This window comes from Inquilinus limosus DSM 16000, assembly GCF_000423185.1.
In the GTDB taxonomy this organism is placed as follows: domain Bacteria; phylum Pseudomonadota; class Alphaproteobacteria; order DSM-16000; family Inquilinaceae; genus Inquilinus; species Inquilinus limosus.
On record NZ_AUHM01000018.1, the window covers coordinates 22734 to 45639 of the forward strand.

Annotated in this window: 24 protein-coding genes, 1 tRNA gene and 1 riboswitch; of the genes, 13 read left to right on the forward strand and 12 right to left on the reverse strand. The window is 70.6% G+C overall.

Annotated features, from left to right (window positions below):
* Positions 1 to 2 precede the first annotated feature (2 nt).
* Positions 3 to 1688: a calcium-binding protein gene (locus G537_RS45425; RefSeq protein ID WP_051248486.1), complete on the forward strand. Its 1686-nt coding sequence runs from the start codon at positions 3 to 5 to the stop codon at positions 1686 to 1688.
* 131 nt (positions 1689 to 1819) lie between these two features.
* On the opposite strand, the gene G537_RS0116415 is transcribed toward G537_RS45425, so the two are convergent.
* On the reverse strand, positions 1820 to 2878 hold the full coding sequence (locus G537_RS0116415) for a citrate synthase/methylcitrate synthase (protein ID WP_026871046.1): 1059 nt from the start codon (positions 2876 to 2878) through the stop codon (positions 1820 to 1822).
* 327 nt (positions 2879 to 3205) lie between these two features.
* On the opposite strand from G537_RS0116415, the gene G537_RS0116420 reads away from it, so the two are divergent.
* A complete protein-coding gene (locus tag G537_RS0116420; protein ID WP_026871047.1) occupies positions 3206 to 4390 on the forward strand; it encodes a citrate/2-methylcitrate synthase in 1185 nt (394 codons plus the stop codon).
* Here the strand turns inward: G537_RS0116420 and G537_RS42105 are convergent.
* Positions 4387 to 6312 (reverse strand): adenylate/guanylate cyclase domain-containing protein, encoded by a 1926-nt coding sequence (locus G537_RS42105; RefSeq protein WP_051248487.1) that lies wholly within the window; start codon positions 6310 to 6312, stop codon positions 4387 to 4389. The genes G537_RS0116420 and G537_RS42105 overlap by 4 nt on opposite strands.
* 166 nt (positions 6313 to 6478) lie before the next feature.
* On the opposite strand from G537_RS42105, the gene G537_RS0116430 reads away from it, so the two are divergent.
* Positions 6479 to 7720, forward strand: coding sequence for an MFS transporter (locus tag G537_RS0116430; RefSeq protein ID WP_026871048.1), 1242 nt, complete (start codon positions 6479 to 6481; stop codon positions 7718 to 7720).
* Between the two features lie 59 nt (positions 7721 to 7779).
* Here the strand turns inward: G537_RS0116430 and G537_RS38325 are convergent, their stop codons facing one another.
* Together G537_RS38325 and G537_RS38330 are read right to left on the reverse strand one after the other, a co-directional pair.
* Entirely contained in the window at positions 7780 to 8382 is a 603-nt protein-coding gene (locus tag G537_RS38325; RefSeq protein ID WP_081688863.1) for a sigma-70 family RNA polymerase sigma factor, read from the reverse strand.
* A gap of 126 nt (positions 8383 to 8508) precedes the next feature.
* A complete protein-coding gene (locus tag G537_RS38330) occupies positions 8509 to 8748 on the reverse strand; it encodes a NepR family anti-sigma factor (RefSeq protein WP_034851955.1) in 240 nt (79 codons plus the stop codon).
* Positions 8749 to 8948: 200 nt separating this feature from the next.
* Here G537_RS38330 and G537_RS0116445 point away from each other — a divergent pair, with 200 nt between their 5' ends.
* Entirely contained in the window at positions 8949 to 9749 is an 801-nt protein-coding gene (locus G537_RS0116445) for a response regulator (protein WP_026871049.1), read from the forward strand.
* 37 nt (positions 9750 to 9786) lie between these two features.
* Complete coding sequence (locus G537_RS42110) at positions 9787 to 10992, forward strand: sensor histidine kinase (protein WP_155888630.1); 1206 nt, start codon at positions 9787 to 9789, stop codon at positions 10990 to 10992.
* Positions 10993 to 11288: 296 nt separating this feature from the next.
* Here G537_RS42110 and G537_RS0116455 read toward each other — a convergent pair whose 3' ends face one another.
* Positions 11289 to 11783, reverse strand: a complete 495-nt coding sequence (locus G537_RS0116455) for an Lrp/AsnC family transcriptional regulator (RefSeq protein WP_026871050.1) — start codon at positions 11781 to 11783, stop codon at positions 11289 to 11291.
* Between the two features lie 205 nt (positions 11784 to 11988).
* Between G537_RS0116455 and G537_RS38340 the strand changes: the two genes are divergently transcribed.
* From G537_RS38340 to G537_RS0116470, 3 genes are all read left to right on the forward strand, one after another.
* On the forward strand, positions 11989 to 12507 hold the full coding sequence (locus G537_RS38340; RefSeq protein WP_211230405.1) for a cysteine dioxygenase: 519 nt from the start codon (positions 11989 to 11991) through the stop codon (positions 12505 to 12507).
* Between the two features lie 109 nt (positions 12508 to 12616).
* The gene (locus G537_RS38345) at positions 12617 to 14263 is read left to right on the forward strand and encodes a long-chain fatty acid--CoA ligase (protein ID WP_034851956.1); all 1647 of its coding nucleotides are present in this window, start codon (positions 12617 to 12619) and stop codon (positions 14261 to 14263) included.
* A gap of 43 nt (positions 14264 to 14306) precedes the next feature.
* A riboswitch (TPP riboswitch) is annotated at positions 14307 to 14412 on the forward strand.
* A 41-nt stretch (positions 14413 to 14453) separates the two neighbouring features.
* Positions 14454 to 15284: a DMT family transporter gene (locus G537_RS0116470; protein WP_026871051.1), complete on the forward strand. Its 831-nt coding sequence runs from the start codon at positions 14454 to 14456 to the stop codon at positions 15282 to 15284.
* Here the strand turns inward: G537_RS0116470 and proB are convergent.
* Complete coding sequence (gene proB, locus G537_RS0116475) at positions 15281 to 16396, reverse strand: glutamate 5-kinase (protein ID WP_026871052.1); 1116 nt, start codon at positions 16394 to 16396, stop codon at positions 15281 to 15283. The genes G537_RS0116470 and proB overlap by 4 nt on opposite strands.
* A 153-nt stretch (positions 16397 to 16549) precedes the next feature.
* Here proB and G537_RS0116480 point away from each other — a divergent pair, with 153 nt between their 5' ends.
* On the forward strand, positions 16550 to 16897 hold the full coding sequence (locus G537_RS0116480; protein ID WP_026871053.1) for a gamma-glutamylcyclotransferase family protein: 348 nt from the start codon (positions 16550 to 16552) through the stop codon (positions 16895 to 16897).
* On the opposite strand, the gene G537_RS0116485 is transcribed toward G537_RS0116480, so the two are convergent.
* From G537_RS0116485 to rplU, 5 genes are all read right to left on the reverse strand, one after another.
* Positions 16882 to 17775: a phosphotransferase family protein gene (locus tag G537_RS0116485; protein ID WP_026871054.1), complete on the reverse strand. Its 894-nt coding sequence runs from the start codon at positions 17773 to 17775 to the stop codon at positions 16882 to 16884. The two genes, G537_RS0116480 and G537_RS0116485, sit on opposite strands and share 16 nt — an antisense overlap.
* Positions 17776 to 18249 carry a GNAT family N-acetyltransferase gene (locus G537_RS0116490; protein ID WP_026871055.1) on the reverse strand — a complete coding sequence of 158 codons (474 nt, stop codon included), beginning with the start codon at positions 18247 to 18249 and terminating at the stop codon, positions 17776 to 17778.
* Complete coding sequence (obgE, locus tag G537_RS38350) at positions 18225 to 19292, reverse strand: GTPase ObgE (RefSeq protein WP_051248490.1); 1068 nt, start codon at positions 19290 to 19292, stop codon at positions 18225 to 18227. The genes G537_RS0116490 and obgE overlap by 25 nt, the downstream gene beginning before the upstream one ends.
* 198 nt (positions 19293 to 19490) lie before the next feature.
* The gene (rpmA, locus tag G537_RS0116500) at positions 19491 to 19754 is read right to left on the reverse strand and encodes a 50S ribosomal protein L27 (protein ID WP_026871056.1); all 264 of its coding nucleotides are present in this window, start codon (positions 19752 to 19754) and stop codon (positions 19491 to 19493) included.
* Positions 19755 to 19769: 15 nt separating this feature from the next.
* Positions 19770 to 20084: a 50S ribosomal protein L21 gene (gene rplU, locus G537_RS0116505; RefSeq protein ID WP_026871057.1), complete on the reverse strand. Its 315-nt coding sequence runs from the start codon at positions 20082 to 20084 to the stop codon at positions 19770 to 19772.
* A gap of 258 nt (positions 20085 to 20342) precedes the next feature.
* Between rplU and G537_RS0116510 the strand changes: the two genes are divergently transcribed.
* The 3 genes from G537_RS0116510 (at position 20343) to G537_RS0116520 (ending at position 21019) form a co-directional block, all read left to right on the forward strand.
* Positions 20343 to 20432 (forward strand) — tRNA-Ser (locus G537_RS0116510).
* A gap of 83 nt (positions 20433 to 20515) precedes the next feature.
* Positions 20516 to 20767 (forward strand): hypothetical protein, encoded by a 252-nt coding sequence (locus G537_RS0116515; protein ID WP_155888631.1) that lies wholly within the window; start codon positions 20516 to 20518, stop codon positions 20765 to 20767.
* 33 nt (positions 20768 to 20800) lie between these two features.
* On the forward strand, positions 20801 to 21019 hold the full coding sequence (locus G537_RS0116520; RefSeq protein WP_026871059.1) for a hypothetical protein: 219 nt from the start codon (positions 20801 to 20803) through the stop codon (positions 21017 to 21019).
* A 39-nt stretch (positions 21020 to 21058) separates the two neighbouring features.
* Here the strand turns inward: G537_RS0116520 and G537_RS0116525 are convergent, their stop codons facing one another.
* On the reverse strand, positions 21059 to 21955 hold the full coding sequence (locus G537_RS0116525) for an SDR family oxidoreductase (protein WP_026871060.1): 897 nt from the start codon (positions 21953 to 21955) through the stop codon (positions 21059 to 21061).
* 98 nt (positions 21956 to 22053) lie between these two features.
* Here G537_RS0116525 and G537_RS0116530 point away from each other — a divergent pair, with 98 nt between their 5' ends.
* Positions 22054 to 22899: a helix-turn-helix transcriptional regulator gene (locus G537_RS0116530; protein WP_211230406.1), complete on the forward strand. Its 846-nt coding sequence runs from the start codon at positions 22054 to 22056 to the stop codon at positions 22897 to 22899.
* The last annotated feature ends 7 nt before the right edge of the window (positions 22900 to 22906 follow it).

Consider the following 22906-nt stretch of genomic DNA (forward strand, 5'->3'; position numbering starts at 1 on the left):
AAATGCCGCTCATCACCAATGTCGCCTACTCGCCCGACCCGACCGACGGCCAGGCGCTGGGCCTCGACCTCGCCCTGAACGGCGCCACGCGGATCTTCGTCAACTGGGGCGACGGCTCGCCGCTGCAGTCCTACGCGGTGGAGCCGGGAAGCAACTCGATCCATCTGTCGCACGACTATGCCAGCCCCGCGGCCGGCACCATCGTCCTTCGCGCCAGCGGGCCGGGCGTACCGGTCGAGCGCACCACGCTGAACCTCGTGGTCGGGGCGGACGACTATTACAGCCGCGTCTCCGGCGATCCGGCGTACCCGGAGATCACCCGCAAAGACCCGGTGATCTCCGGCGACGGCCAATGGGTGGTCTGGGCCGAGGCCTACAACGGCACCTACAGCGCCGAGGGCTTGACGCTCAGAAACCTGGCCGACGGCAGCACCGTCCACATCTACGGCGACGGCGGAGATGCCTACGAGTTCGACGGCGGCCCCTACATGCTGGCGAACGGCGCCGCGGTCTATTTCTACGAGGACTTCTTCGGCATCGGCGGATACTACCACCCGGCGACCATCCACCGGGTCGAGGCAGGCGAGACGATCACCCTGGAGGACGCCTACGACGTCACGGTCACCGACGATGCGCGATACGCCGTCTATGAGCAGCGGAGCGACTGGGCTCCCGGCAACGGCTGGTACTTGCTCGACTTCGAGGCGGGCACCAGCACCTTCCTCACTGGCGGCCCCGAATATGACGGCCCGCGCTACCACGTGCATTTCGTCGACGGCCAGCTCACCGTCACCGACGACACCACCGGAGAGCAGTCGGTCAGCGGCCCGCTGGCCACCGACACCACGGCCGACGGCAGCGCCACCGTCATCGCCAGCGACGACGCGCTGGCGCCCGGCGACACCAACAACGCATCGGACGTCTATCTGCAGGAGAACGGCACCCCCACCTATTCCGGCACTGACGGGCCGGACGTTCTGCTGCTGGGCGTGGCGAACGACATCGCGAGCGGCGCCGCCGGCAAGGACTACCTGGCCGGCGGCCTGGGCGACGATTCCCTGAGCGGCGGCGCCGGCGACGACCTGCTGGAGGGCGGCGCCGGGGCGGACAGCCTCGACGGCGGCGACGGCATCGACGCGGCGGGCTACGCCACCAGCCTCGCCGGGGTGCAGGCCAGCCTGGACCGGCCCGAGGGCAATACCGGCGACGCCGCCGGCGACAGCTATGCCGGCATCGAGAACCTGCTGGGCAGCGCCTTCGCCGATCGGCTCGAGGGCGACGCCGCCGCCAATGCCCTGCGCGGCGAGGCCGGGGACGACCGGCTGGGCGGGCTGGGCGGCGACGACCGGCTGGTCGGCGGCGACGGGAACGACGTGATCGCCGGCGGCAGCGGTGACGACCGGATCTATGGCGGCGCCGGGGGCGACCGGATCGCTGGCGGTGCCGGGGCGGATGTGATCGTCATCCAGCCCGGCTTCGGCCGCGACGTGGTCACCGATTTCGACGGCGCGGCGGGCGACGTGATCCTGTTCGACCGCGACGTCTTCGCCGGCTTCGCCGAGGTCATGGCCCATGCCCGCGACTACGGCGCGGATGGCACCGCGATCGCGCTCGACGCCGAGAACAGGATCATCCTGCCCGGGGTCGACCGGTCGTCGCTGCAGGCGGACGATTTCGCGTTCGTCTAGCCGCCAGGCGAAAGCCTTTCGTCATTGCGAGGAGGCGAAGCCGACGAAGCAATCCAGGGGCCGGTGCGAGCCGTCCTGGATTGCTTCGCTACGCTCGCAATGACGGCAGAGGGACGCGTCTGAACCGATCTTTACGCCGCCAGGCTGGGCTGCGGGCCGACATAGCGGCTGTCGGGCCGCAGCAGCCGGCCGGTCTGCTCCTGCTCCAGGATATGCGCGGTCCAGCCGGCGACGCGGCCGACGGCGAAGGCCGGGGTGAACAGCGACCGGTCGAGCCCGACCGCATCGAGCACCAGCGCGGTGTAGAACTCGACATTGGTGTCGAGCGGCCGGTCCGGCTTGTGCCGGCGCAGCGCCGCCAGAGCCGCCTTCTCCACCGCCTCGGCCAGCGCGATGCGCGGGCTGGACAGGCGGGCGACGACCGACTTCAGCACGTCGGCCCGCGGGTCACGGGTGCGGTAGATGCGGTGGCCGAAGCCCATCAGCCGGCGGCCGGCCGCGATCTCCGCCTCCACCCAGCCGGGGGCGGCCCCGGCGGTGCCGACGGCGTCGAGCATGTCCAGCACCGGCCCCGGCGCGCCGCCATGCAGCGGGCCCTTGAGCGCGCAGAGCGCGGCGGTCACCGAGGCCACCGTCCCGGCCAGGGTCGAGGCCACCACCCGCGCGGCGAAGGTGGAGGCGTTGAGGCCATGATCGGACACGGTGACGAGATAGGCGTCGAGCGCCCGCGCGAGATCCGGGTCGGGCGGGCGATCCGCCAGCATGCGTAGCAGGTCGGCGGCGTGGCCGGCCTTCGGGTCGGGCGCGACCGGGGCCTTGCCCTGCGCCTGGCGCACCAGCGCCGCCAGGAACACCGGCATGGCAGCGACCAGGCCGAGCGGCGTGCCGTCCTCGCTGTCGGCCAGGCCGGCGATCATCGCCCGCAGCCCGTCGACCGGCGGCAGCCCGGATGCGGCCGGCAGCAGCCGCGGCACGTGGCGGAAGACGGCGGCTCGGGCGCCGCCCAGCCGGGCCTTGAGGTCCGCGGTGTCGGCGAAGCCGTCCCACAGCAGCGCCAGCACGCCCTCGAAATCCAGGGTCCGCGCCGCCTCCTCGACCGGCAGGCCGCGGATCACCAGCACGCCGCGCTGCCCGTCCACCAGGCTCATCACCGTCTCGGCGGCGACCACGCCGTCCAGTCCTGTCGTCATCTCGACCTCCTCTTCGCAGATGCACAACAGGTCGAGCGAATGGTAGGTTGTCAATCTTGATAGATGCGATCAATGTAAAGGCTTTGTAGCAGGCAGGATCATGAGCGGGCGGGTCAATTTGAAGAGTCCCCCCTCCCCTTGCGGGAGGGGGATAGGGGGAGGGGGGTCTCTCCGAGGAGCGTGGCGCTTCCACATTCCGGCGTTCCGGTCGCACGGACTCCTGGCGCCTGCGCGAGCTGCGGCAGCCCCCTCCCCCTGCCCCCCTCCCGCAAGGGGAGGGAGGACTCGTTGGGGCGGATACCCGGGCCATCCTGCCTTCCCCCGCCCATGATCCAGGAACCGACCCTGTCGGCGAGCGAGGCGGCGGCGGAGCTGGGAGTCAGCCTGGCGACGCTGTACGCCTATGTCAGCCGCGGCATGATCCGCTCGATCGCCGAGCCCGGCCGCCGCCAGCGCCGCTACGCCGCCGCCGACATCCGCCGCCTGGCCCGCAAATCAGAGCCCGAAACCGCCCCGCCGCCCCTGTACTGGGGTCAGCCAGTGCTGGAGTCAGGCATCACCCTCGTCGCCGGCGGGCGCCTGTACTACCGCGGCCGCGACGCGGTGCGGCTGGCCGACAGCGCGACGCTGGAGAGCGTCGCCGGGCTGCTGTGGTCCGTCGCCGCCGACGACCCGTTCGCCGTCCCGGCCGCGCCGCTGCCGCCGACCGCCGAACGCATCGCCGCCGAGGCGACCGGCTTGCCGCCGCTGGAGCGGGCCATGGCGGTGCTGCCGGCGCTCGGCGTCGAGGACGACCGCGCCCTCGCCCGCTCCGCCGCCGGGCTGCAGCGCACGGGGGCGCGGCTGCTGCGCTGGCTGACCGCGGTGATGCTTCGGCGCCCGGCCTCGGCCGCGCCGGCGCATGAGGCCCTGGCGGAGGCCTGGGGCGCGCCCCAAGGCGCCGACCTGCTGCGCCGGGCCCTGGTGCTGTGCGCCGACCACGAGCTGACCGCCTCGACCTTCGCCGCCCGCATCACCGCATCGACCGGCGCCTCGCCGCATGCCGCGGTCGCCGCCGGCCTGGCGGCGCTGAACGGCCCCCTGCACGGCGGACTGAGCGCCCGCACCGGGGCCTTCCTGGAGACGGTGCTGGCCGCCGCCGATGCCCGCCGGACGGTGGTGGAGCGGCTGCATCGCGGCGAGGACCTGCCCGGCTTCGGCCACACCCTCTACCCCGAAGGCGATCCGCGCGGGCAGCACCTGCTCGACCGCCTCGCCGCCGCCTGGCCGGAGGCGCCGGAGCTGGCCGTCGCCCGCACCCTGGCCGAGACCGTGGCCGACCTGACCGGCGAGAGACCGACGCTCGACTTCGCCCTGGTGCTGTCGGCCCGGGTGATCGGTCTGCCGCCGGAGGCGCCGCTGGCGGTCTTCGCCCTCGGCCGCAGCGTCGGCTGGATGGCACATGTGATGGAGCAGTACGCGGCGGCCCGGCTGATCCGCCCCAGGGCCCGCTACGTCGGGCCCCATCCTTAGGGCTCCGCCCCCTCCCGCAGCCCGACCAGGGCGTAGATCGGCACCGGCTCGCGCGCGCCGCGCGGCACCTCGTTGCCGACGAAGCGGAACTCGAACGCCTCCCCCGCCTCCAGCCGGACCGCGTCGCTGACCAGGATGGTGGTGCCGTGGATCTTGTTCAGCGCCTCGAGCCGCGCCGCGACGTTCACGGTATGGCCGAGCGCGGTGTAGTTCATGCGGTCGACCGAGCCGACATTGCCGACCACCGCGTCGCCCGTGTGCAGGCCGAAGCGGGTCGGCATCGGCCGGCTGCCCTCCGCCTCGAACTCGGCGTTCAGCTTGTCGATCCGCGCAGCCGCGTTCAGGGCACCGATGCAGGCGCGGCGGACATGGTCGGGCTGAGGCTCCGGCGCGTTCCAGAACGCCATGACGCTGTCGCCGATATACTTGTCGATGGTGGCGCCGCTGGCGATCAGCTCCTCCCCCAGGGCGCTGAAATAGCGCGAAGTACGCTCCATCAGCTCCTCCGGCGCCAGCCCCTCGGCCAGGGCGGTGAAGCCCTCGACATCGGAGAACAGCACGGTGATCGGCTGGCGCCGGCCGCCCAGCGCCGGCACCAGCTTCTGGGCGACGATGCCGCGAACGATCTGTCCGGGAACATAGGCAGCGAAGGTCCGCAGGGTGAGACCGAGCACCCCGATGGCGGCGGCGAGCGACCGGATCTCCTCGATCCGCGACCGCGCCGAGCCGCCGCCGTGGAAGTCGAACCGCATGATCTGCCCGAGCTCCGCCGTCACCCGGCGCAGCGGCCGCGCCAGGGCGCGCGCCGCGACCATGACGATGCCGAGCGCCAGGATGGTGGCGCCGACGCCGATCAGCAGCGAGATGAAGCGGATGCGGTCGGCCGGCCCGACCACCAGGTCGTAGGGATAGGCGATGCCCAGCACGATGTCGGGCATGTTGGCGGCGATGAGCTCGAAGCGCTCGAGATAGGATTCGTCCCCGAGTTGCCCCGTGAAGTTCCGGCCGGTGCCGACGGCCTGGAAGCTGCGGTACATCTCGGCCAGGATCGGCGACCCCAGCTCGGTCATCCGCGGCAGATGTTCCGCCCGCGCCTCCCGGAACTCGGTGCGGAAACGGACGCCGTCAGGATGGGCGATCAGCTCTCCGGACCGGCTGAACACCACCAGATCGAGTCCGTGTTGCCGGCGCAGATCGGCCAGGGTGTGGTCGACGCTCGCGAGGCCGATGTCGATCCCGAACACCACGTCGCCGGCCAGGCGGGACTTCCGCGCCAGGGTCAGGCCCACCTGATTCATGTTGGCGAAGCGATAGGGCTCGGTGACCACCGCCCCGGTGGTGGCGAACGCCTGTTCGTACCAGGGCCGGGTGCGGGGGTCGAAGTCGGTCGGCGCCGTCTGCGGCTCGCCGAGCGGACTCCCCCGGGCGTCGGTCACCACCCAGCGCGCGGTCGCACCATTCGAGCGGCGGTCGACGAACTCGAGCACATAGGCCGCTCCAGGCAGCGCCGCAGCCTTCATGTCCGGCAATCGCGCCGTCGCCAGCGACTCCGCCAGGACGAAGCGGCCATCGTTCCAGGCGACGAAGAAGGAGGTGGCTGCCGGCAGCACCTTCTCGAGATCGCGCAGCGTACCGCCCACCACCACGCTCAGATGGTCCTTGGGCACATCGGTCTCGATCGTCAGCGTGGAGGTGTCCAGCACCACCTGCGCCAGATGCAGCCCGTCCTGGAACTCGCCCCGCACCCGTTCGACCACCCGGTCGAAGCGGGCGCTGGCGTCGGCCCGGACGAGCCTCCTCACCTCGCCATTGTTGTACCAGATCAGGCCGCCGGCGATCGCCAGGACGATGACGGCGAACACCGCCGCCACCACGGCCTGCAGCTTCCACGGCCCGAGCCCGGCTGCAACCAAGCCCCGCATGCCCCCTCCCAGGGTTGTGCCGCCACCCTAGCCCGACGAGGCGCCGGCCGGAACCTCCCCGATCGGGCCATGCCCGACAAATCGGGGCTGCCCCTCGATCTCGCCGTTTGACACGCCTCGCGGGGCCGCGCTTGGCTGCGAAGAAACGCCCCGCGCCGCCCGGACCATGCCCGCCCTCTACCTGCCCGTCGCCGCCATCATCCTCGGCATCTCCGTCCTGCAGATCGCCAACGGCATCCTGATCACCATCCTGCCGATCTCGCTGACCGAGGCGGGCTATTCGATCCAGGCCTACAGCGCCGTGGCGACGGCGCATTCGCTGAGCTTCCTCGCCGGCTGCGTGCTGTCGGTCCGGATCATCGGCGCGGTCGGGCATATCCGCGCCTTCGCCGCCTATGCCGCCGCCAGCTCGGTGACCGCGCTGAGCTTCGCCGTCGCGCCCGACCCGACGCTGTGGATGGCGCTGCGCCTGGTCACCGGCTTCTGCTCCGCCGGCCTCTTCACCGTGGCCGAGAGCTGGCTGAACGAGATGACGCCGAACGCCCATCGCGGCCGGGTGTTCTCGGTCTACACCATCGTCCAGAAGGTGGCGCTGGTCGGCGGCCAGTTCGTGCTGCTGCTCACCGGCGGGCCGGTGGTGCTGGGGCTGTTCATGATCGCCTCCGCCTTCTATTCGATGTCGCTGATCCCGGTGGCGCTGAACCGGGCCGGCACCCCATCGATCGCGGCGATCCGCACCCTGCCGCTGCGCAAGCTGTACCGGATCGCCCCGGCGGCGCTGATCGGCTGCGTCGCCAGCGGGCTGATCAACAACGCCGTCGCCTCGATCGGGCCGATCTGGGGCCTCGCGGTCGGGCTCAGCGCTGGGCTGGCCGGCGCCATCCCGGCCATGGCCCAGGTCGGCAACCTGCTGGCGCAGTGGCCGCTGGGCCGGCTGTCCGACCGGATCGACCGGCGCGGGGTGATGCTGGGCGCCAGCATCGTCACCATGCTGGTGTCGCTGACGCTCGCCCTGGTGCGGCCGGAATCCGAATGGCTGCTGGCGGTGCTGTTCGGCCTGTGGGGCGCGGCCTCGATCTCGACCTACGGCATCTGCGTCGCCCATGCCAACGACCTGGCGCCGCGCGGCACCGCGGTGGCGCTGTCCAGCAGCCTGCTGCTGTCCTGGGGCGTCGGCGCCTGCGCCGGGCCGCTCGTCGCCTCGGCCGTGATCGACCGGATCGGGCCGAACGGCCTGTTCCTCTACGGCGCCGCGGTGGCGGCCGTCACCGCCGTCTTCACCGCCTGGCGCATGACCCGCCGCCAGGCTCCCCCGGCGGAGGAGCGCGAGCCCTTCGTCAACCGCCCGGCGACCAGCCCGATCGTCAGCGAGCTGACGGCCCCGCGCGATTCGAAGACGCCGGGCTGAAACGAGACGGGCGGCCCCGAGGCCGCCCGCTTCACTCGATCAGGACCAAGCGACGGCCGCTACGCCGTCCGCCTCGACGCGGGCTGCGGGGCGAGACGAGGCCGCATCATTTTCGCCGGCGCCGCGGCGGCTCCGCGTCCGCGCCGCTCGCCTGCGAAGTCGCCTCGTCTCGCCAATCCTCGCCCCGCGCTGAGCAGCCTCGCCAGCTCGCGCCGGGCCCGGGACAGGCGGCTCTTCACCGTGCCGACGGCGCAGTTGCAGATCTCCGCCGCCTCCTCGTAGCTGAAGCCCGAGGCGCCGACCATCAGCAGGATCTCGCGCTGATCGGGCGTCAGCATCATCAGCGCCCGGCGGAAATCCTGGAACTCCAGCTTCGAATCCTGCGACGGCGGCACCCAGAGGAGGTCGAGGTCGACCCCGTCCTTCGGCTCGGCCACGAATTTCCGGCGCCGCAGCTGGTTGACATACTGGTTGCGCAGGATCGTGAAGATCCAGGCCCGGAAGTTGGTGCCCGGCGTGAACTGGCTCTCGGCCCGGAGCGCGCGAAGGATCGCGTCCTGGACCAGATCATCGGCGCGATCCGCATCACCGCTGAGCGAACGGGCGAAGGCCCGCAGATGCGGGATCGCCTTGGTCAGCTCGGCGTGAAAGTCGAATGGCACATTCCCCTCCTTGTTGACGCCGACGGCCCTGCCGCCCACGCGGGATTCTTGGCGGTACACTCGGGACTCTCGGCACCGAATAAGGCAGAAATTCGGCCCGTCCTCGATCCGCCGCACCGATTTCGGTCAGCGATCCTCATCCTCCTCCGGCTTGTCGCCGCGCTTGGCGCTTTCCTCGAGCATCCGCATCAGGTCCTCCGGCAACGGCTCCTCGAGCACCGGATCGTACAACGATCGCAGCTGCTGCGAGAGCCAGTTGTCGAATTGCGGCGGCCGCTTCAGGCGGTCCGGTGCCGGCCGGCCGGAGTCGGCCGGCCGCGCCCCGGGTTCCCGCCTCCGCGTCCGCTCGCCTCGCCGTCGGTTCATCAACGCTCGATCCCGCTCTGCTTCGGCCGATAGTGGCATGCGTTACATTACCAATCCTCGACCCGGATGGAAGTTCCTGTGCCACCCCTTGCCCGCAGAACGGCTTCTGCGGCATTGGAACGGATTGCGATCACGGCCGGCGGCCGCTAAGCATAGCGGTCCAAGGGGGCCACCCTTCCGCATTCGTCAAGGTGGACGCAATGACCGGCACTTCCCAGGAGATCCTGAAGCACCTGCCTTATCTGCGACGCTATGCCCGGGCCCTGGTCGGGTCACAGGAGCGGGGCGACCAGTACATGCGGGTGTTCCTGGAGGCGATCCTGGCCGACCCGCAGCGGATCTCGCCGGACGGCGACCTGCGGGTCCAGCTTTTCGCCGTGTTCCACGACGTCTGCACCCTGCTGCACGCCACCGACGGGGAGGAAGCCGCGGCGCCGCCGCTGGAGGGGCTGGTGCCGGTCGAGACCCGGCTGTCGCATCTGACCCCGACGCAGCGCCAGGTGCTGCTGCTGGTCTCGCTCGAAGGCTTCTCCTTCGCCGATGTCGGCTTCATCCTGCACCTGCCGGAGGCGGAGGTGCGCGACCAGCTCGACGCCGCCCGAAAGGAGATGCAACGCCAGCACCCGGCCCGCGTCCTGATCGTCGAGGACGAGCCGCTGATCGCCATGGACATCGCCCGCATCGTCGAGGAGATGGGCCACACCGTCTGCGGCACGGCCGCCGACCACGCCCAGGCGGTGGCCCTGTCGCAGCGCACATCGCCGCACATCGTCCTGGCCGACATCCAGCTCAAGGGCGGCGACAGCGGCATCGAGGCGGTGCAGGAGATTCTGAACGGCATCTCGGTGCCGGTGGTCTTCGTCACCGGCTTCCCCGAGCGGCTGCTGACCGGCGAGCGGCTGGAGCCGACCTTCGTCGTCACCAAGCCGTTCCGCCCCGAGGCGCTGGTCTCGGTGATCGGCCAGGCCCTGGCGATGCACCCGCCGCTCGCGCCGGCCTGACGCCGGGATGGCGACCGGGTCGGGCGGCGGCTCCACCATGACCAGCGCCCTCATCACCGCCATCGACACCCGCGAGGAGCGCGACGTGATCGCCGCCCGCCAGCGCGTGCGGCTGGTGGCGACCGAGCTGGGCTTCGACGGCCGCGACCGGGTGCGGATCGTCGCCGCGGCCTCGGCCATGACGCGCAGCTTCCTGGCGCGTTACGAGCAGGCCAACCTGTCGCTGCTGGTTACCGCCGGCCCGCCGATGGCGCTGGAGATGGTGCTGGCCGCGCCGCGCCGGCCGCCGAGCCAGGGGCCGCTGCGGCCGCGCATGGACACTGCGGCGGTGCGGGCGCTGATGGATTCGGTCGAGCTGCGCCACGCCCGCGGCGTGGTCCGCCTGGTGATGCGCAAGGAGCTGCCCGCCGCCGCCGGCCGCGAGCCGACGGCGCTGGCGCACCGGACCATGGCGGCGCTGGCGGACGAGACCGGCGTCGACCCGTTCGAGGAGGTGCACCGGCAGACGGTCGAGCAGATCGCCAGCCTGACCGAGCTGCGCCAGCGCGAGGAGCAGCTGATCGCCGCCAACGCCCAGCTGCGCGAGGTGGAGCGGGCGCTGCGCGCCAGCCTGGAGGAGAAGGACGTGCTGATGCGCGAGGTGCATCACCGCGTCAACAACAACCTGCAGATCATCTCCAGCCTCCTGAACCTGCAGGCCTCGCGCGCCACCGAGCCGGCGGTGCGGGAGGAGCTGGCGGTGGTCGGCAACCGCATCCAGTCGCTGAGCCTGGTGCATCAGAAGCTGTACCGGTCGGACGACCTGTCGCATATCGATGCCGGCGGCTATGTCCAGGAGCTGTGCGCCCATCTGCAGTCGACCTTCGCCGCCACCACCGGACCGGTGGGGCTGAAGGTGGAGGCACCGCGCCAGCAGATCCCGCTGGACAGCGCCATCCATCTCGGCCTGATCGTGAACGAGTTGGTCACCAACAGCCTGAAGCACGGCTTCCGCGACGGCCGCGGCGGCCATATCGCGGTGTCGCTGCACCGCACCGACGACGACAACCTGACCCTGACCATCGTCGATGACGGACGGCCGGACGACGGCAACCGGCGCGGCTTCGGCATGACCCTGGTCGAGGCCATGGTCCGCCGGCTGGACGGTAGCCTGACCATCGACCGGAACGGCGGCACCCGGACGACCCTGACCGTCCCGCTGCCCAAGGATGCCAGCCAAAAACGCGCCGAATCAGCGATCTAGAAAGAATCTTCACAGCGTAACGTAAACTTCGCCCCCTATAATACTGACGTCGAAGTACAAGCCGATTTGTATGTCAATTTTTCTTCGGCCGATCAATCGCCTCGCACCGGTCCTTTAGAAAAACGCTCCACTCTCGCCGCGTTTATGGTATAGTTACACGTGCAGTACCTTCTGCACCCTTCCGCTTCCTAACGACCTCAACCAAGCCGCGGTCCCCCGCGGCTTGTTTTTGCGCGCATGAATCATCCGCGCGGCCGGCGAGGCGAAAGCCGCCCGGAAGCCCTGGCCCGCCGAATTCAGGCGGAGGCGGAGACGAAGGTGAGCGGGATCTCGGTCGTCGACTTGATCTCCTCCATGGCGAACATCGAGGTGACGTCCGCCAGCTCGATCCGCGCGATGATCTTCTTGTACAGCGCATCATAGCTGCCGATGTCGGCGACGTAGGCCTTGAGCAGATAGTCGATCTCACCGCTCATGCGATAGACGTCGACGACCTCCGGAAGGTCGCGCACGGCACGGCTGAAGCGCTCGAGCCATTCGACCGTGTGCTGGTTGGTCCGCACGGCGATGAACACCGTCACGCCGACATTGAGGGCTGCCTTGTCGAGCAACGCCACGCGTCTGCGGACGATGCCCGCCTGCTCCAGCTTCTGCACCCGGCGCCAGCACGGCGTGGCGGAGATGCCGGCCTTCGCCGCGAGGTCGGCGAGCGCGATCGTCGCATCCGCCTGCAGCGCCTTCAGGATCCTGAGATCGATCTCGTCGAGCTTGAGCGACGTCGGCCGGGCCACGGCATGGGTTCCCTTCTGTGCGGCGGCGCCTCCGCCTTGGACAAGAGGCATCACCCAGGATGCCAACCATAGAAGCAGATTCCAGCGAACCGGCGAAACCCGAAAGTCGATTTCCACAGACAGGCCAGTCCCCGCCAACAACGCAAACTGATTCCCATCGGCCGGGCATACCCTGTCTCTCATGCATCGAGGGGCAGGTCGGACCATGAATCACGCAGCCACATCAGATGCCTTCCGGTCCACCGCGAGGCTGCGGGGCACGATGCTGGAGACCCTGCCGGAGTTCGGCGGATCGCCGCGGGCGATGCTGGAGCATTTCACGGCGCATCCCGGGCTCATCTGCGACCTCGACCTGGAGCGCCGGCCCGGCAGCTACGCCCGCAACCTGCTGTGGGGCGATGCCGAGACGAGCGTCTGGGCGATGGTGTGGGACAGGGGCGCCCGGACGGCCATCCATGACCACCACTGCTCCTGCGCCTTCGGCATCGTCAGCGGCAGCCTGACCGAGATCCGCTTCCGGGCCCTCGACGGGATGCGGGTGGCGAAGACCTGGGAAGCCGTGCACCGGCCGGGCGACATTGCGAGCCTGGCGACCACGCATCCCAGCATCCATCAGATGGTCAATGACAGCGGCTCGGTCGCGATCTCGCTGCACATCTACGGCTTCGACCACCGCGTGCATGCCTCCTCCGTCGACCGCGAGTACCTGCTCGCGCCGTTCTGAAGCTCTCCTCTCAGGCGGCTTTCCCCGGTTTTCTCTGTAGCTTCGACCAGCTTTCCCCCTATTCTCTGTGAAAGGCGGCGCACCCGCCGCGACAGAAGGGGAGGACGCGATGCTCGGTCGGATGCAGCACGGACCCTTGCTGATCGGATCGCTGCTGGAGCATGCGGCGCGCCTCCACCGCCAGTCCCGGGTGACCACCCAGCGCCGCGACGGCAGCACCGTCGTCCATTCCTATCCCGAGATCGCCGCCCGCACCGCCCGGCTGGCCCATGCCCTGGCCGGGCGCGGCATTGCCCGGGGCGAGCGGCTGGCGACGCTGGCCTGGAACGACCACCGGCATCTCGAGCTCTATTACGGCGTCAGCGGCATCGGCGCGGTGTGCCACACGGTCAATCCGCGGCTGTTCCCGGACCAGATCGCCTACATCCTCTCGGACGCCGGCGACACGCATCTGTTCCTCGACCCGATGTTCCTGCCGATCCTGGCCGGGATCGGCGACCGGCTGCCGCCGGATCTCAAGACTCTGGTGCTGCTGGAGCCGCCGGCCGAGCCGGTGCCGCCCGCCCTCGCCGCCCGCTTCGAGATCCTCGACTACGAGGCGCTGATCGACGGCCATCCGGACACCTTCGACTGGCCGGTCTTCGACGAGAACACGGCCGCCTTCCTCTGCTACTCCTCCGGCACCACCGGCGAGCCGAAGGGCGTGCTGTCGTCGCACCGCTCGACCGTGCTGCACGCCTATGCGGCCAACCAGCCCGACGCCTTCGGCCTGCGCGCGACCGACGTCGCCATGCCGGTGGTGCCGATGTTCCACGTCAACGCCTGGGGCATCCCCTTCGTCGCGCCGCTCGCCGGGGCGTCGCTGGTGCTGCCGGGCCCGCGGCTGGACGGGGCCTCGCTGTTCCGGCTGATCGAGGAGACCGGGGTGACCTTCTCGGCCGGCGTGCCGACGATCTGGTTCGGCCTCCTGGCCCATCTGCGCGAGAGCGGCGGCCGCTTCGCCCGGCCGCCGCGGCTGGTGATCGGCGGCTCCGCCTGCCCGCTGCCGCTGATCGAGGCGTTCGAGCGGGATTACGGTGTCGAGATCGGCCATGCCTGGGGCATGACCGAGACCAGCCCGATCGGCCTGTTCAACGCACCGAAGCCGGAGACCGTCGGCCGGAACGAGGCCGAGCGGCTGGCGCTGAAGCGCAAGCAGGGCCGGCCGATCCCCGGGATCGCACTGCGCATCGTCGACGCCGAGGGCCGCGAGGTGCCGGCGGACGGCGTCGCCTTCGGCGAGATCCTGGTGCGCGGGCCCTGGGTGGCCGCCGCCTATTTCGGCCGCGACGACGACCCCGCCTTCACCCCGGACGGCTGGTTCCGCACCGGCGACGTCGCCACCATGGAGGAGAGCGGCTATGTCGAGATCGTCGACCGCGCCAAGGACGTGATCAAGTCGGGCGGCGAATGGATCAGCTCGATCGCGCTCGAGAACATCGCGGTCGGCCACCCGAAGCTGCGCGAGGCAGCGGTGATCGGCGCCCGCCACCCGAAATGGGACGAGCGGCCGGTGCTGATCGCGGTGCCGGCGGCGGGCCAGAGCCCGACCAAGGAGGAGATCCTGGCCTGGTTCGAGGGCAAGGTCGCGAAATGGTGGCTGCCGGACGACGTCGTCTTCGTCGACGAGCTGCCGCACACCGCCACCGGCAAGCTGCAGAAGACCGAGCTGCGCAAGCGGTACCGCGACCATCTGGTGAGCCGGGCCGCGCCGTAGCCCGGCGGGCATTGCCCGGTCCGGAGATCCCGCCCATACTCGCCCGGCCACCAGGGGGAGCCGAGCCAGGCTGAGAGGTCCCGGACAGCGGGACGACCCCTGAACCTGATCCGGGTCATGCCGGCGTAGGGATGGGGGACAGCATGCGCGGCCTATTCGTCATCGCTTCTTCCGCCGCCCGGACACGGGGATGAGCCCCGCCGTCATCGGGCTGGCGCTGTTCGCGGCCATGCTGCATGCGACCTGGAATGCCGTGCTGCGCGCAAGGGCCGACCGGCTGTGGTCCATGATGGTCATGAGCGTCGCGGCCACGACCGTTGCGATTCCCTGGGCCGCCCTGCTGCCGCTGCCCGAGCCTGCCAGCTGGCCGTATCTCCTGCTCTCCTCCGCCCTTCAGGTCGGCTACAGCGTCTTCCTGGTCTTCGCCTACCGCCATGGCGAGCTGGGGCAGGTCTATCCCGTGGTCCGCGGCAGCGTGCCCCTGCTGGTGACGCTGGGCGCCTTCCTGGCGACGGGGCAGCGGCCGCCGGACCTGGCGCTGCTGGGCATCGCCCTGGTCGGTCTCGGCATCATCAGCCTCGCCATCGGCCGCCGCCGGGCGACGCCCGCCTCGATCCTGCTGGCGCTCGTCACCGGCCTGTTCATCGCCGGCTACAGCACGACCGACGCCGTCGGCGTCCGCCTGGCCGGGAATGCCCAGGCCTACGCCGCCTGGATCTTCCTGATCTACGGGCTGCTGATGCCGGCCGCCTTCGTCGCCCTGCGCGGGCGGATCACGATCGACCTGCGATCGCCCGAGGCGCTGAAGGCGTTGGCCGGCGGCGTGCTGTCGCTGCTGGCCTATGGCGCCGTGGTCGTCGCCTTCTCGCTGGGCCCGGCCGGCCCGATCTCCGCCCTGCGCGAGACCAGCGTGGTGTTCGCGGCGCTGATCGGCCGAATCTTCCTCCACGAGGCGCTGACGCCGCGCCGCCTCGCGGCCTGCGCCGTGGTGGCGGTCGGCGCGATCTGCCTCGGCGCCTAGCCGAGCACCAGGTCGTCGCGATGGATCATCTCGTCCCGGCCGCGATAGCCGAGGATGGTCTCGATCTCACGGCTCTTGTGGCCGCGGATGCGGTCGGCGTCGTCGGAATCATAGGCCGAGAGGCCGCGGGCCAGTACCCGGCCGTCCCCATCCTTGACTGCGATCGGGTCGCCGCGGCGGAAGCTGCCTTCGACCGCGGTGACACCGGCCGGCAGCAGGCTGCGGCCATCCGCCAGCGCCTTGGCCGCGCCGGCGTCGATCACCACCGCCCCGACCGGCTTCAGCGAGCCGGCGATCCAGCGCTTGCGCGCCGTGCGCGGCTCCGCCCCCGGCACGAACCAGGTGCAGGGCGCGCCGGATTCGATGCGCTTCAGCGGCGCCGCCTCCTTGCCCATGGCGATGACCATGCGGCAGCCGGCGCCCATGGCGATGCGGGCGGCCACCAGCTTGGTGACCATGCCGCCTGAGGAGTAGCCGGGCAGCGCCTCGCCCGCCATCGCCTCGATCTCCGGCGTCAGCTCGCTCACCTCCGGGATCAGCGTCGCCGAGGGGTCACGCTTCGGGTCGGCGGTGTAGAGTCCGTCGATGTCGGACAGCAGCACCAGCGTGTCGGCCGAGATCATCTGCGACACCCGCGCCGCCAGCCGGTCGTTGTCGCCGAAGCGGATCTCGGCGGTGGCCACCGTGTCGTTCTCGTTGATCACCGGCACCGCGCCGAGCCGCAGCAGCGTCTCGATCGTGGCGCGGCCGTTCAGGTGGCGGCGGCGATCCTCGGTGTCCTGCAGCGTCAGCAGGATCTGGGCCACGGTGATGTCGTGCCGGGCCAGCGTCTCCTGATAGGCGTGGGCCAGGCGGATCTGGCCGGTGGCGGCGGCGGCCTGCTTCTCCTCCAGCCGCAACGGCCGGCCCTTGAGGCCGAGATGCTCGCGCCCCGCCGCGATCGAGCCGGAGGAGACGATGATCACCTCCTGCCCGCGCGCCCGGCAGCGGGCTACGTCGTCAGCCAGGGCGTCGAGCCAGGCGCGGCGCAGCTGCCCGGTGCGCGGGTCGACCAGCAGGGCGGATCCGACCTTGACGACGATGCGGCGGGCCTGGGCGAGGGAAGCGGTCATGACGGGATTCGGGAGAAGGGGCGACGGACGAAAGAGAGGCTCCTTCCTAGCCTCCCGACCGCATCCCAGCCAAGCCGTTCCGCGACCCGCCCTCCCCTCCCCACCGCGCGGCGGCTATGATCCGGCCCCGCACCCCGATCCGGAGCCGAATGCATGACCGAGGCCGCGACCGTTCTCCTGTTCTCCTATGGCACGCTGCAGCAGGAGAATGTCCAGCTCGCCTCCTTCGGCCGCCGGCTGGACGGGGCGCCGGACGCGATTCCCGGCTGGCGCCGCAGCGAGATCGAGATCACCGACCCGGAGGTGGTGCGGACCAGCGGCAAGCGCTTCCACCCGATCGTCGAGCCCAGCGGCGACGCGGCGGACGAGGTGGCAGGGACGGTGTTCCGCATCACCGAGGCCGAGCTCACCGCCGCCGACGCCTATGAGGTGGCGGACTACAAGCGGATCCTGGTCAGGCTGAAGTCCGGGCTGGAGGCATGGGTCTACGTTCGGCGCTGAGCCGGAGCAGGTCCGGCGAAATGGCGTTCGGCCCCGGCCACGCCGTCGGCCAGCGTATCGTCGTCGCCATGGTCGAGCCCGAACAGGATGTCGAGCAGCGGGAAGGTGCCGCGGTAGAAGGCGATCCGATCCCGCATCGCCGATAATCCCGGATACAGCGGTTCCATGGCGCCGAGGAAGGCATCGCCCAGCCCGGCGGCCAGGCTGGCGAAGTCGTAGGCCGGGTCGCCGAGACCGCATCCGGCGAAATCGATGACGCCGGTGACGCGGCGCCGCGCGGCCAGGATGTTCCCGGTCCCGAAATCGCCGTGGATCACCGCAACCGGGAGATCGCCGACCCGGGCCGCGAAACCGTGGAAGGCGGCGTCGACCGCCGTTCGGGCTGTGGGCGACAGAAGGGGCAGCACATCGGCGGCCAGCCGCTGCGAAAGCTCCTGCCAGGTGTCCTCCCGCCGCCCGTCGGCGACAACCCCGGCCGGCAGCCCGTGTAGGCTGCACAGGAAGGACGCCAGATCGTGCGCCAGGCGGCGCCGGTCCTCGCCAACGAAGCCGCCGAGGGAATGGAACGCCTCTCCCGGCAGGCGGTCATGGACGGCGACGGTGCCGATCTCGCTCTCGATGATCCGGACATCCGGGACGGCGATCGGCAGGGCCGGCCGGATGCGGCCTAGCAGCCCCGCCTCGCGCCGGAGCGCCGCTACCGCCTCCGCGTGGCGGGGCAGGCGCACGATCCGGTCGCCGAAATCGAGCACCCGGTTGTTCTGGCCGGACTCGACAATGGTCGCGGAGACGGCGCGCGAGCCGACGAGGGCAGCGAGCCTGGCGAGGGCCGGCTGGTCGAGCAGAGTACCGGAGCCCTGGTCCGAGACATTCGTCATTCAGCCCAGATCCCGCTCCAGCTCGATCTCGTCGCGGATCGGGATGCCGTGGGCGCCCACCAGCGGGATCGACGGCTTGAGCCGGCGGGCGGCCTCGACTGCTCCGCGGCGAAGCACGACCAGGCGGAAGCCTCGACGCTGGTAGAAGCGCAGCGCATCGAGATTGTCGTTGGTGGTGGTCACCCGCATCACCCGGTGACCGCGGGCCTTGAGCTCAGCCGCCACGGCCTCGACCAGCGCGGTGCCGACGCCCCGCCCCGGCGGATCGGCGTCGAGCGACATCAGCTCGCCGGCCTCCGGGTCGAAGGTGGCGAGGCCCCGCCCGAAAGGCTCTGTGACGATCGCCGGCAGGTCCCGGAGATCGATCAGCCGGCCATGCAACGCCATCAGCGGCGCGCCCCAATGCGCCGTCAGGAACGCGGCCACCGCCTGACAGTCGGCCGGGCCGCTCAGTCGGAGTCCGTCGGCGCCCATGGGGTGATGTCGGCCGGTGCCGGCTGCTCCTCGGCCGCCGGGGCCGGGCGGCTTTCGGCGATTCGGGTCCAGAGCAGGCGCAGCACCTCCTGCACGCCGCCGCCCGTGGCGCCGGACAGCGCCACGACCTTGGCCTTGCGGCCGGCCGCCGCCTTCAGCGCCTTCAGCCGCGCCGCCAGCGTCTCCGCATCCAGTGCGTCGGTCTTGTTCAGGCCGACGATCTCGGGCTTCGCCGCCAGGCCGCCGCCATAGGCGGCGAGCTCGCCGCGGACCACGCGATAGGCCTCGGCCACATCCTCCTGGGTGCCGTCGACCAGGTGCAGCAGCACGCCGCAGCGCTCGACATGGCCGAGGAAGCGGTCGCCGAGTCCGGCGCCCTCGTGCGCGCCCTCGATCAGGCCGGGGATGTCGGCCAGCACGAATTCGTGGTCGTCGACCCGGACCACGCCGAGATTCGGGTGCAGCGTGGTGAAGGGATAGTCGGCGATCTTGGGCCGAGCGGCGCTGGTGGCGGCCAGGAAGGTCGACTTGCCGGCATTGGGCAGGCCGACGAGGCCGGCATCGGCGATCAGCTTCAGCCGCAGCCAGACCCAGCGCTCCTCCCCCGGCCAGCCGGGATCGGCGCGGCGCGGCGCGCGGTTGGTCGAGGTCTTGAAATGGGCGTTGCCGAAGCCGCCATCGCCGCCCTTGAGCAGCCGGACGCGCTGCCCGACCTCGGTCAGGTCGGCCAGCACCGTCTCCTTGTCGTCGTCCAGCACCTGGGTGCCGACCGGCACGCGCAGTACCGTGTCCTGCCCCTTGGCACCGGAACGGTCCGAGCCCATGCCGTGATGGCCGCGCTCGGCCTTGAAATGCTGCTGGTAGCGGTAGTCGATTAGGGTGTTGAGCCCGTCCACCGCTTCGACCCAGACGTCGCCGCCGCGGCCGCCGTCGCCGCCGTTCGGGCCGCCGAACTCGATGAACTTCTCGCGCCGGAAGGCGACGCAGCCATTCCCGCCGTCGCCGCTCTTCAGGAAGATCTTGGCTTCGTCGAGGAATTTCATGGCCGAATCGCTCTGTGCCGCCGGCCCGCCGGCCGGCCCCGATCTTGTCGCATCAAAAACAGGAAGCGGGGGAATGGTCGCCCATTCCCCCGCTTCACCAGATCTCAAGCCTGCAAGCCCCAACCTTTGAAGTTGTGGATCACATTATCCGGACGCTTGGAGATCAAGCATCCGGTTTGATCCACTGGGGGCGAGGCGTTACTCCGCGGCGTCCGCCTGGGCGATCGACACCGTGGTCCGGCCGCCGGCGGTCTTGAACTGGACGTTGCCGGGAACGAGCGCGAACAGGGTGTGGTCCTTGCCCATGCCGACATTGACGCCGGGATGGAACTTGGTGCCGCGCTGGCGGACGATGATGTTGCCCGGGACGACGACCTGGCCGCCGAACTTCTTCACGCCGAGGCGCTGACCCGCCGAATCGCGGCCGTTGCGCGACGAACCACCGGCCTTCTTATGTGCCATCTGTCGATCTCCTCTTTACGCGCCGGCGATGGCGGTGATCTTGAGCACCGTCAGGTCCTGGCGGTGGCCCTTCTTCCGCCGGTAGTTCTGGCGGCGCTTCTTCTTGAAGATGATGATCTTCGGGCCACGGGTCTGCTCGACCACCTCGGCGGTGACCGAGGCGCCGGCCAGCACGGGCGTGCCGATCTTGATGGCGCCGTCGCCGCCGACCATCAGCACCTCGTCCAGGGTGACGGACGCGCCGGGCTCGGCGTCGAGACGCTCAACCGTGACAAGTTGGTCCGGAGCAACCCGGTACTGCTTCCCGCCCGTGCGGATGACTGCGAACATGGTCAAGCTGCCGTCGACTGGGAGGACGCCCCTTGCGGTCCGTCCTCAGGTGATCAAAAACAGGCACGGGTGCCAGCCGGAACCAGCACCCGTGTCCGTGAACGCGGCACTATAGTCAGGCGCGGCCGGCTGTCAACGCCGGAATGGAGCGGACCGGGTGAAACGCCCCGCATTCGACGCTTGCATGGCCGAACGCTCTCCACTATGGTCCGCGCCGGCCACGCGGAGGGGGTCTCGACACCGCCCGCCGCGCCTCGCGGAGAGGTGCTAGAGTGGTTGAATAGGACGGTCTCGAAAACCGTTGTGTCCGCAAGGGCACCGAGGGTTCGAATCCCTCCCTCTCCGCCATTTCATTCTCACAAGTCGATCGACGCGGCTCGCCAAGGTGCGAAGCCCTGGAACCCATGCCTCGCGCAGGCGGTTCTCCGGGCATGGCGAAGTGTCACGATCCGCAAGACTGGACCATCCTGCCCTCCGGCCAGGGCGGAGGATCCGTGAGCTGCGGCGCCTATCGCGGCTGGTACAAGAAGAACAGCCAGGGCGCCATTCAGATCACCTGGACCGAGGGCCCGGAGGATGGGCCGCACGCCGTCGCCATCCAGCGTGCCGCCAACGAGGCCTGCGCCCGGGCCGATGACGGGCGCCAGGCGAGCAAGTCCGGCCGTCTGGATGCTGGAGGGTAAGAGCCCGGCTTCCCATCTATGAGGAGGCGGAGCATGGCGCATGGGCACAAGGCTTCGGACTGGACCGTCCGCCACACGACCGGCGAGGGTACGGTGGACTGCGGCGAATACCGCGGCCGGTTCCAGGTGCAGCCGGACGGCACGATCCGGATCACCTGGCAGCAGGGCCCCGGGCCGGAGGAGGACGGCGCCGTCGGCAATGCGGCGCGGGAGGCGATCGACGCCGCGATCCGGCCGCAGAGCGGGTCGTAGCCGGCCTCCCCCCCTTCCGCCGCCCCCCTCCGATGCCCGTCAGGCCTCGAAATAGGTCGGCCGGTCGATGTCGGCGATCAGCCCGGGCTGCCTCGGCTCCCAGCCCAGCATGGCCCGGGTCCGCTCGCTCGAGGTCGGGGCGTCCATCCCTGCGAACATCGCGAACCAGCCGAAATGGGCCGCCGCCTCCTCGGTGGATTTGGAGGCCACCGGCACGCCCAGGCGGCGGCCGATCACTTCGGCGATGTCCCGGAACGGCACGCCCTCCTCGGCGATCGCGTGATACCGGGCCCCGGCGGCGGGGCCGCGCTCCAGCGCCAGCCGATAGACTCGGCCGGCGTCCAGCCGGTGCACGGCGGGCCAGCGGTTGAGCCCCTCACCCACATAGGCCGACACGCCCGTCTCCCGGGCCAGGCGGCTCAGGATCGGGACGAAGCCGTGATCGCCGTCGCCATGGACCGAGGGCGGCAGGCGCACCACCGCCGCGCGCACGCCCCGCGCCGCCACTGCGGCGGCGGCCGCCTCGGACATGCGGGGATAGGAGTCGGAGTTGGGAAGGGGCGCGTCCTCCTCGGTCGCGATCGGGCCCCTCGCCTGGATCGCGGCCCCGGAGGTGACGAGCAGCGGGCGGTCGGAGCCCGCGAGAGCTTCGCCGAGCGCCTCGATGGCGCGCCGGTCGACCTCGCAGTTCTCCTTGAATCTCGAGAAGTCGTGGATGAAGGCGGTGTGGATCACGCCGTCCGACCGCGCGGCGCCGCTGCGCAGGCTGTCCAGATCCTCGAGGTCGCCCCGGTGCGGCTGCGCGCCCGCGGCAAGGAGGGATTCGGCGCCTGCGTCGGAGCGGGTCAGGCCGAGCACCTGATGGCCCGCGCCGATTAGTTCCCGGACGACGGCGGAACCGACGAAACCAGTGGCGCCGGTGACGAAGACACGCATGAGGACATCTCCGGTTGAGGACGGAGGCGACTGTCTCCCCGCATGCTATGCTGGTAAATGAGTGACCTTATACAGGTATAATACCCAACAGGATCGGCATGCCGCTCGCGAACGACAATCCGCTCGGGACCTATCTGAAGGACCGCCGCGCCAAGCTCGACCCGGCGGCCTTCGGCCTGTCCGGATCGCGCCGGCGCACGCCCGGCCTGCGCCGGGAAGAGGTGGCCCAGCGTGCCAATATCAGCGCCACCTGGTACACATGGCTCGAACAGGGCCGCGGCGGCGCGCCCTCGGCCGATGTCCTCGACCGCATCGCCCGCGCCCTGATGCTGACGGATGTGGAGCGCGAGCACCTCTTTCTGCTCGGCCTGGGCCGACCGCCCGGGATCCGCTACCAGCAGGCTGCGGCCGAGGGGGTCACGCCACGGCTGCAGCGCGTGCTCGACGCGCTGGACCCCAGCCCGGCGCTGGTGAAGACCGCCACCTGGGACGTCGTCGCCTGGAACCGTGCCGCGGCCGCGGTGCTGACCGATTACGGCTCGCTGCCGCCGGAGCAGCGCAACATCCTGCGCCTGATCTTCCTGGATCCCCGCGTCCGCGCCGCGCAGTTCGACTGGGAAGGCGTCGCCCGCTTCGTGGTGGCGGCGTTCAGGGCGGATGCGGCGCGTGCCGGCGCCGCGGCGAAGGTGGAAGCGCTGGTGGACGAGCTCTGCCGCCAGAGTCCCGACTTCGAAGCGATGTGGCGCGACAACGACGTCCGCAGCTACGGCGAGGGCGTTAAGCGCCTGCGGCACCCGATCGCCGGGCCGATCGCCTTCGAATTCTCGGCCTTCGGCGTCGACGGCCGGCCCGATCTCGGCATGGTGGTCTACAATCCGGCGACGCCGGAAGATGCCGAGCGGATCAAGTCCCTCATCGGGTCGCAGAGCTCCGCGCCGGCATGATGATCGA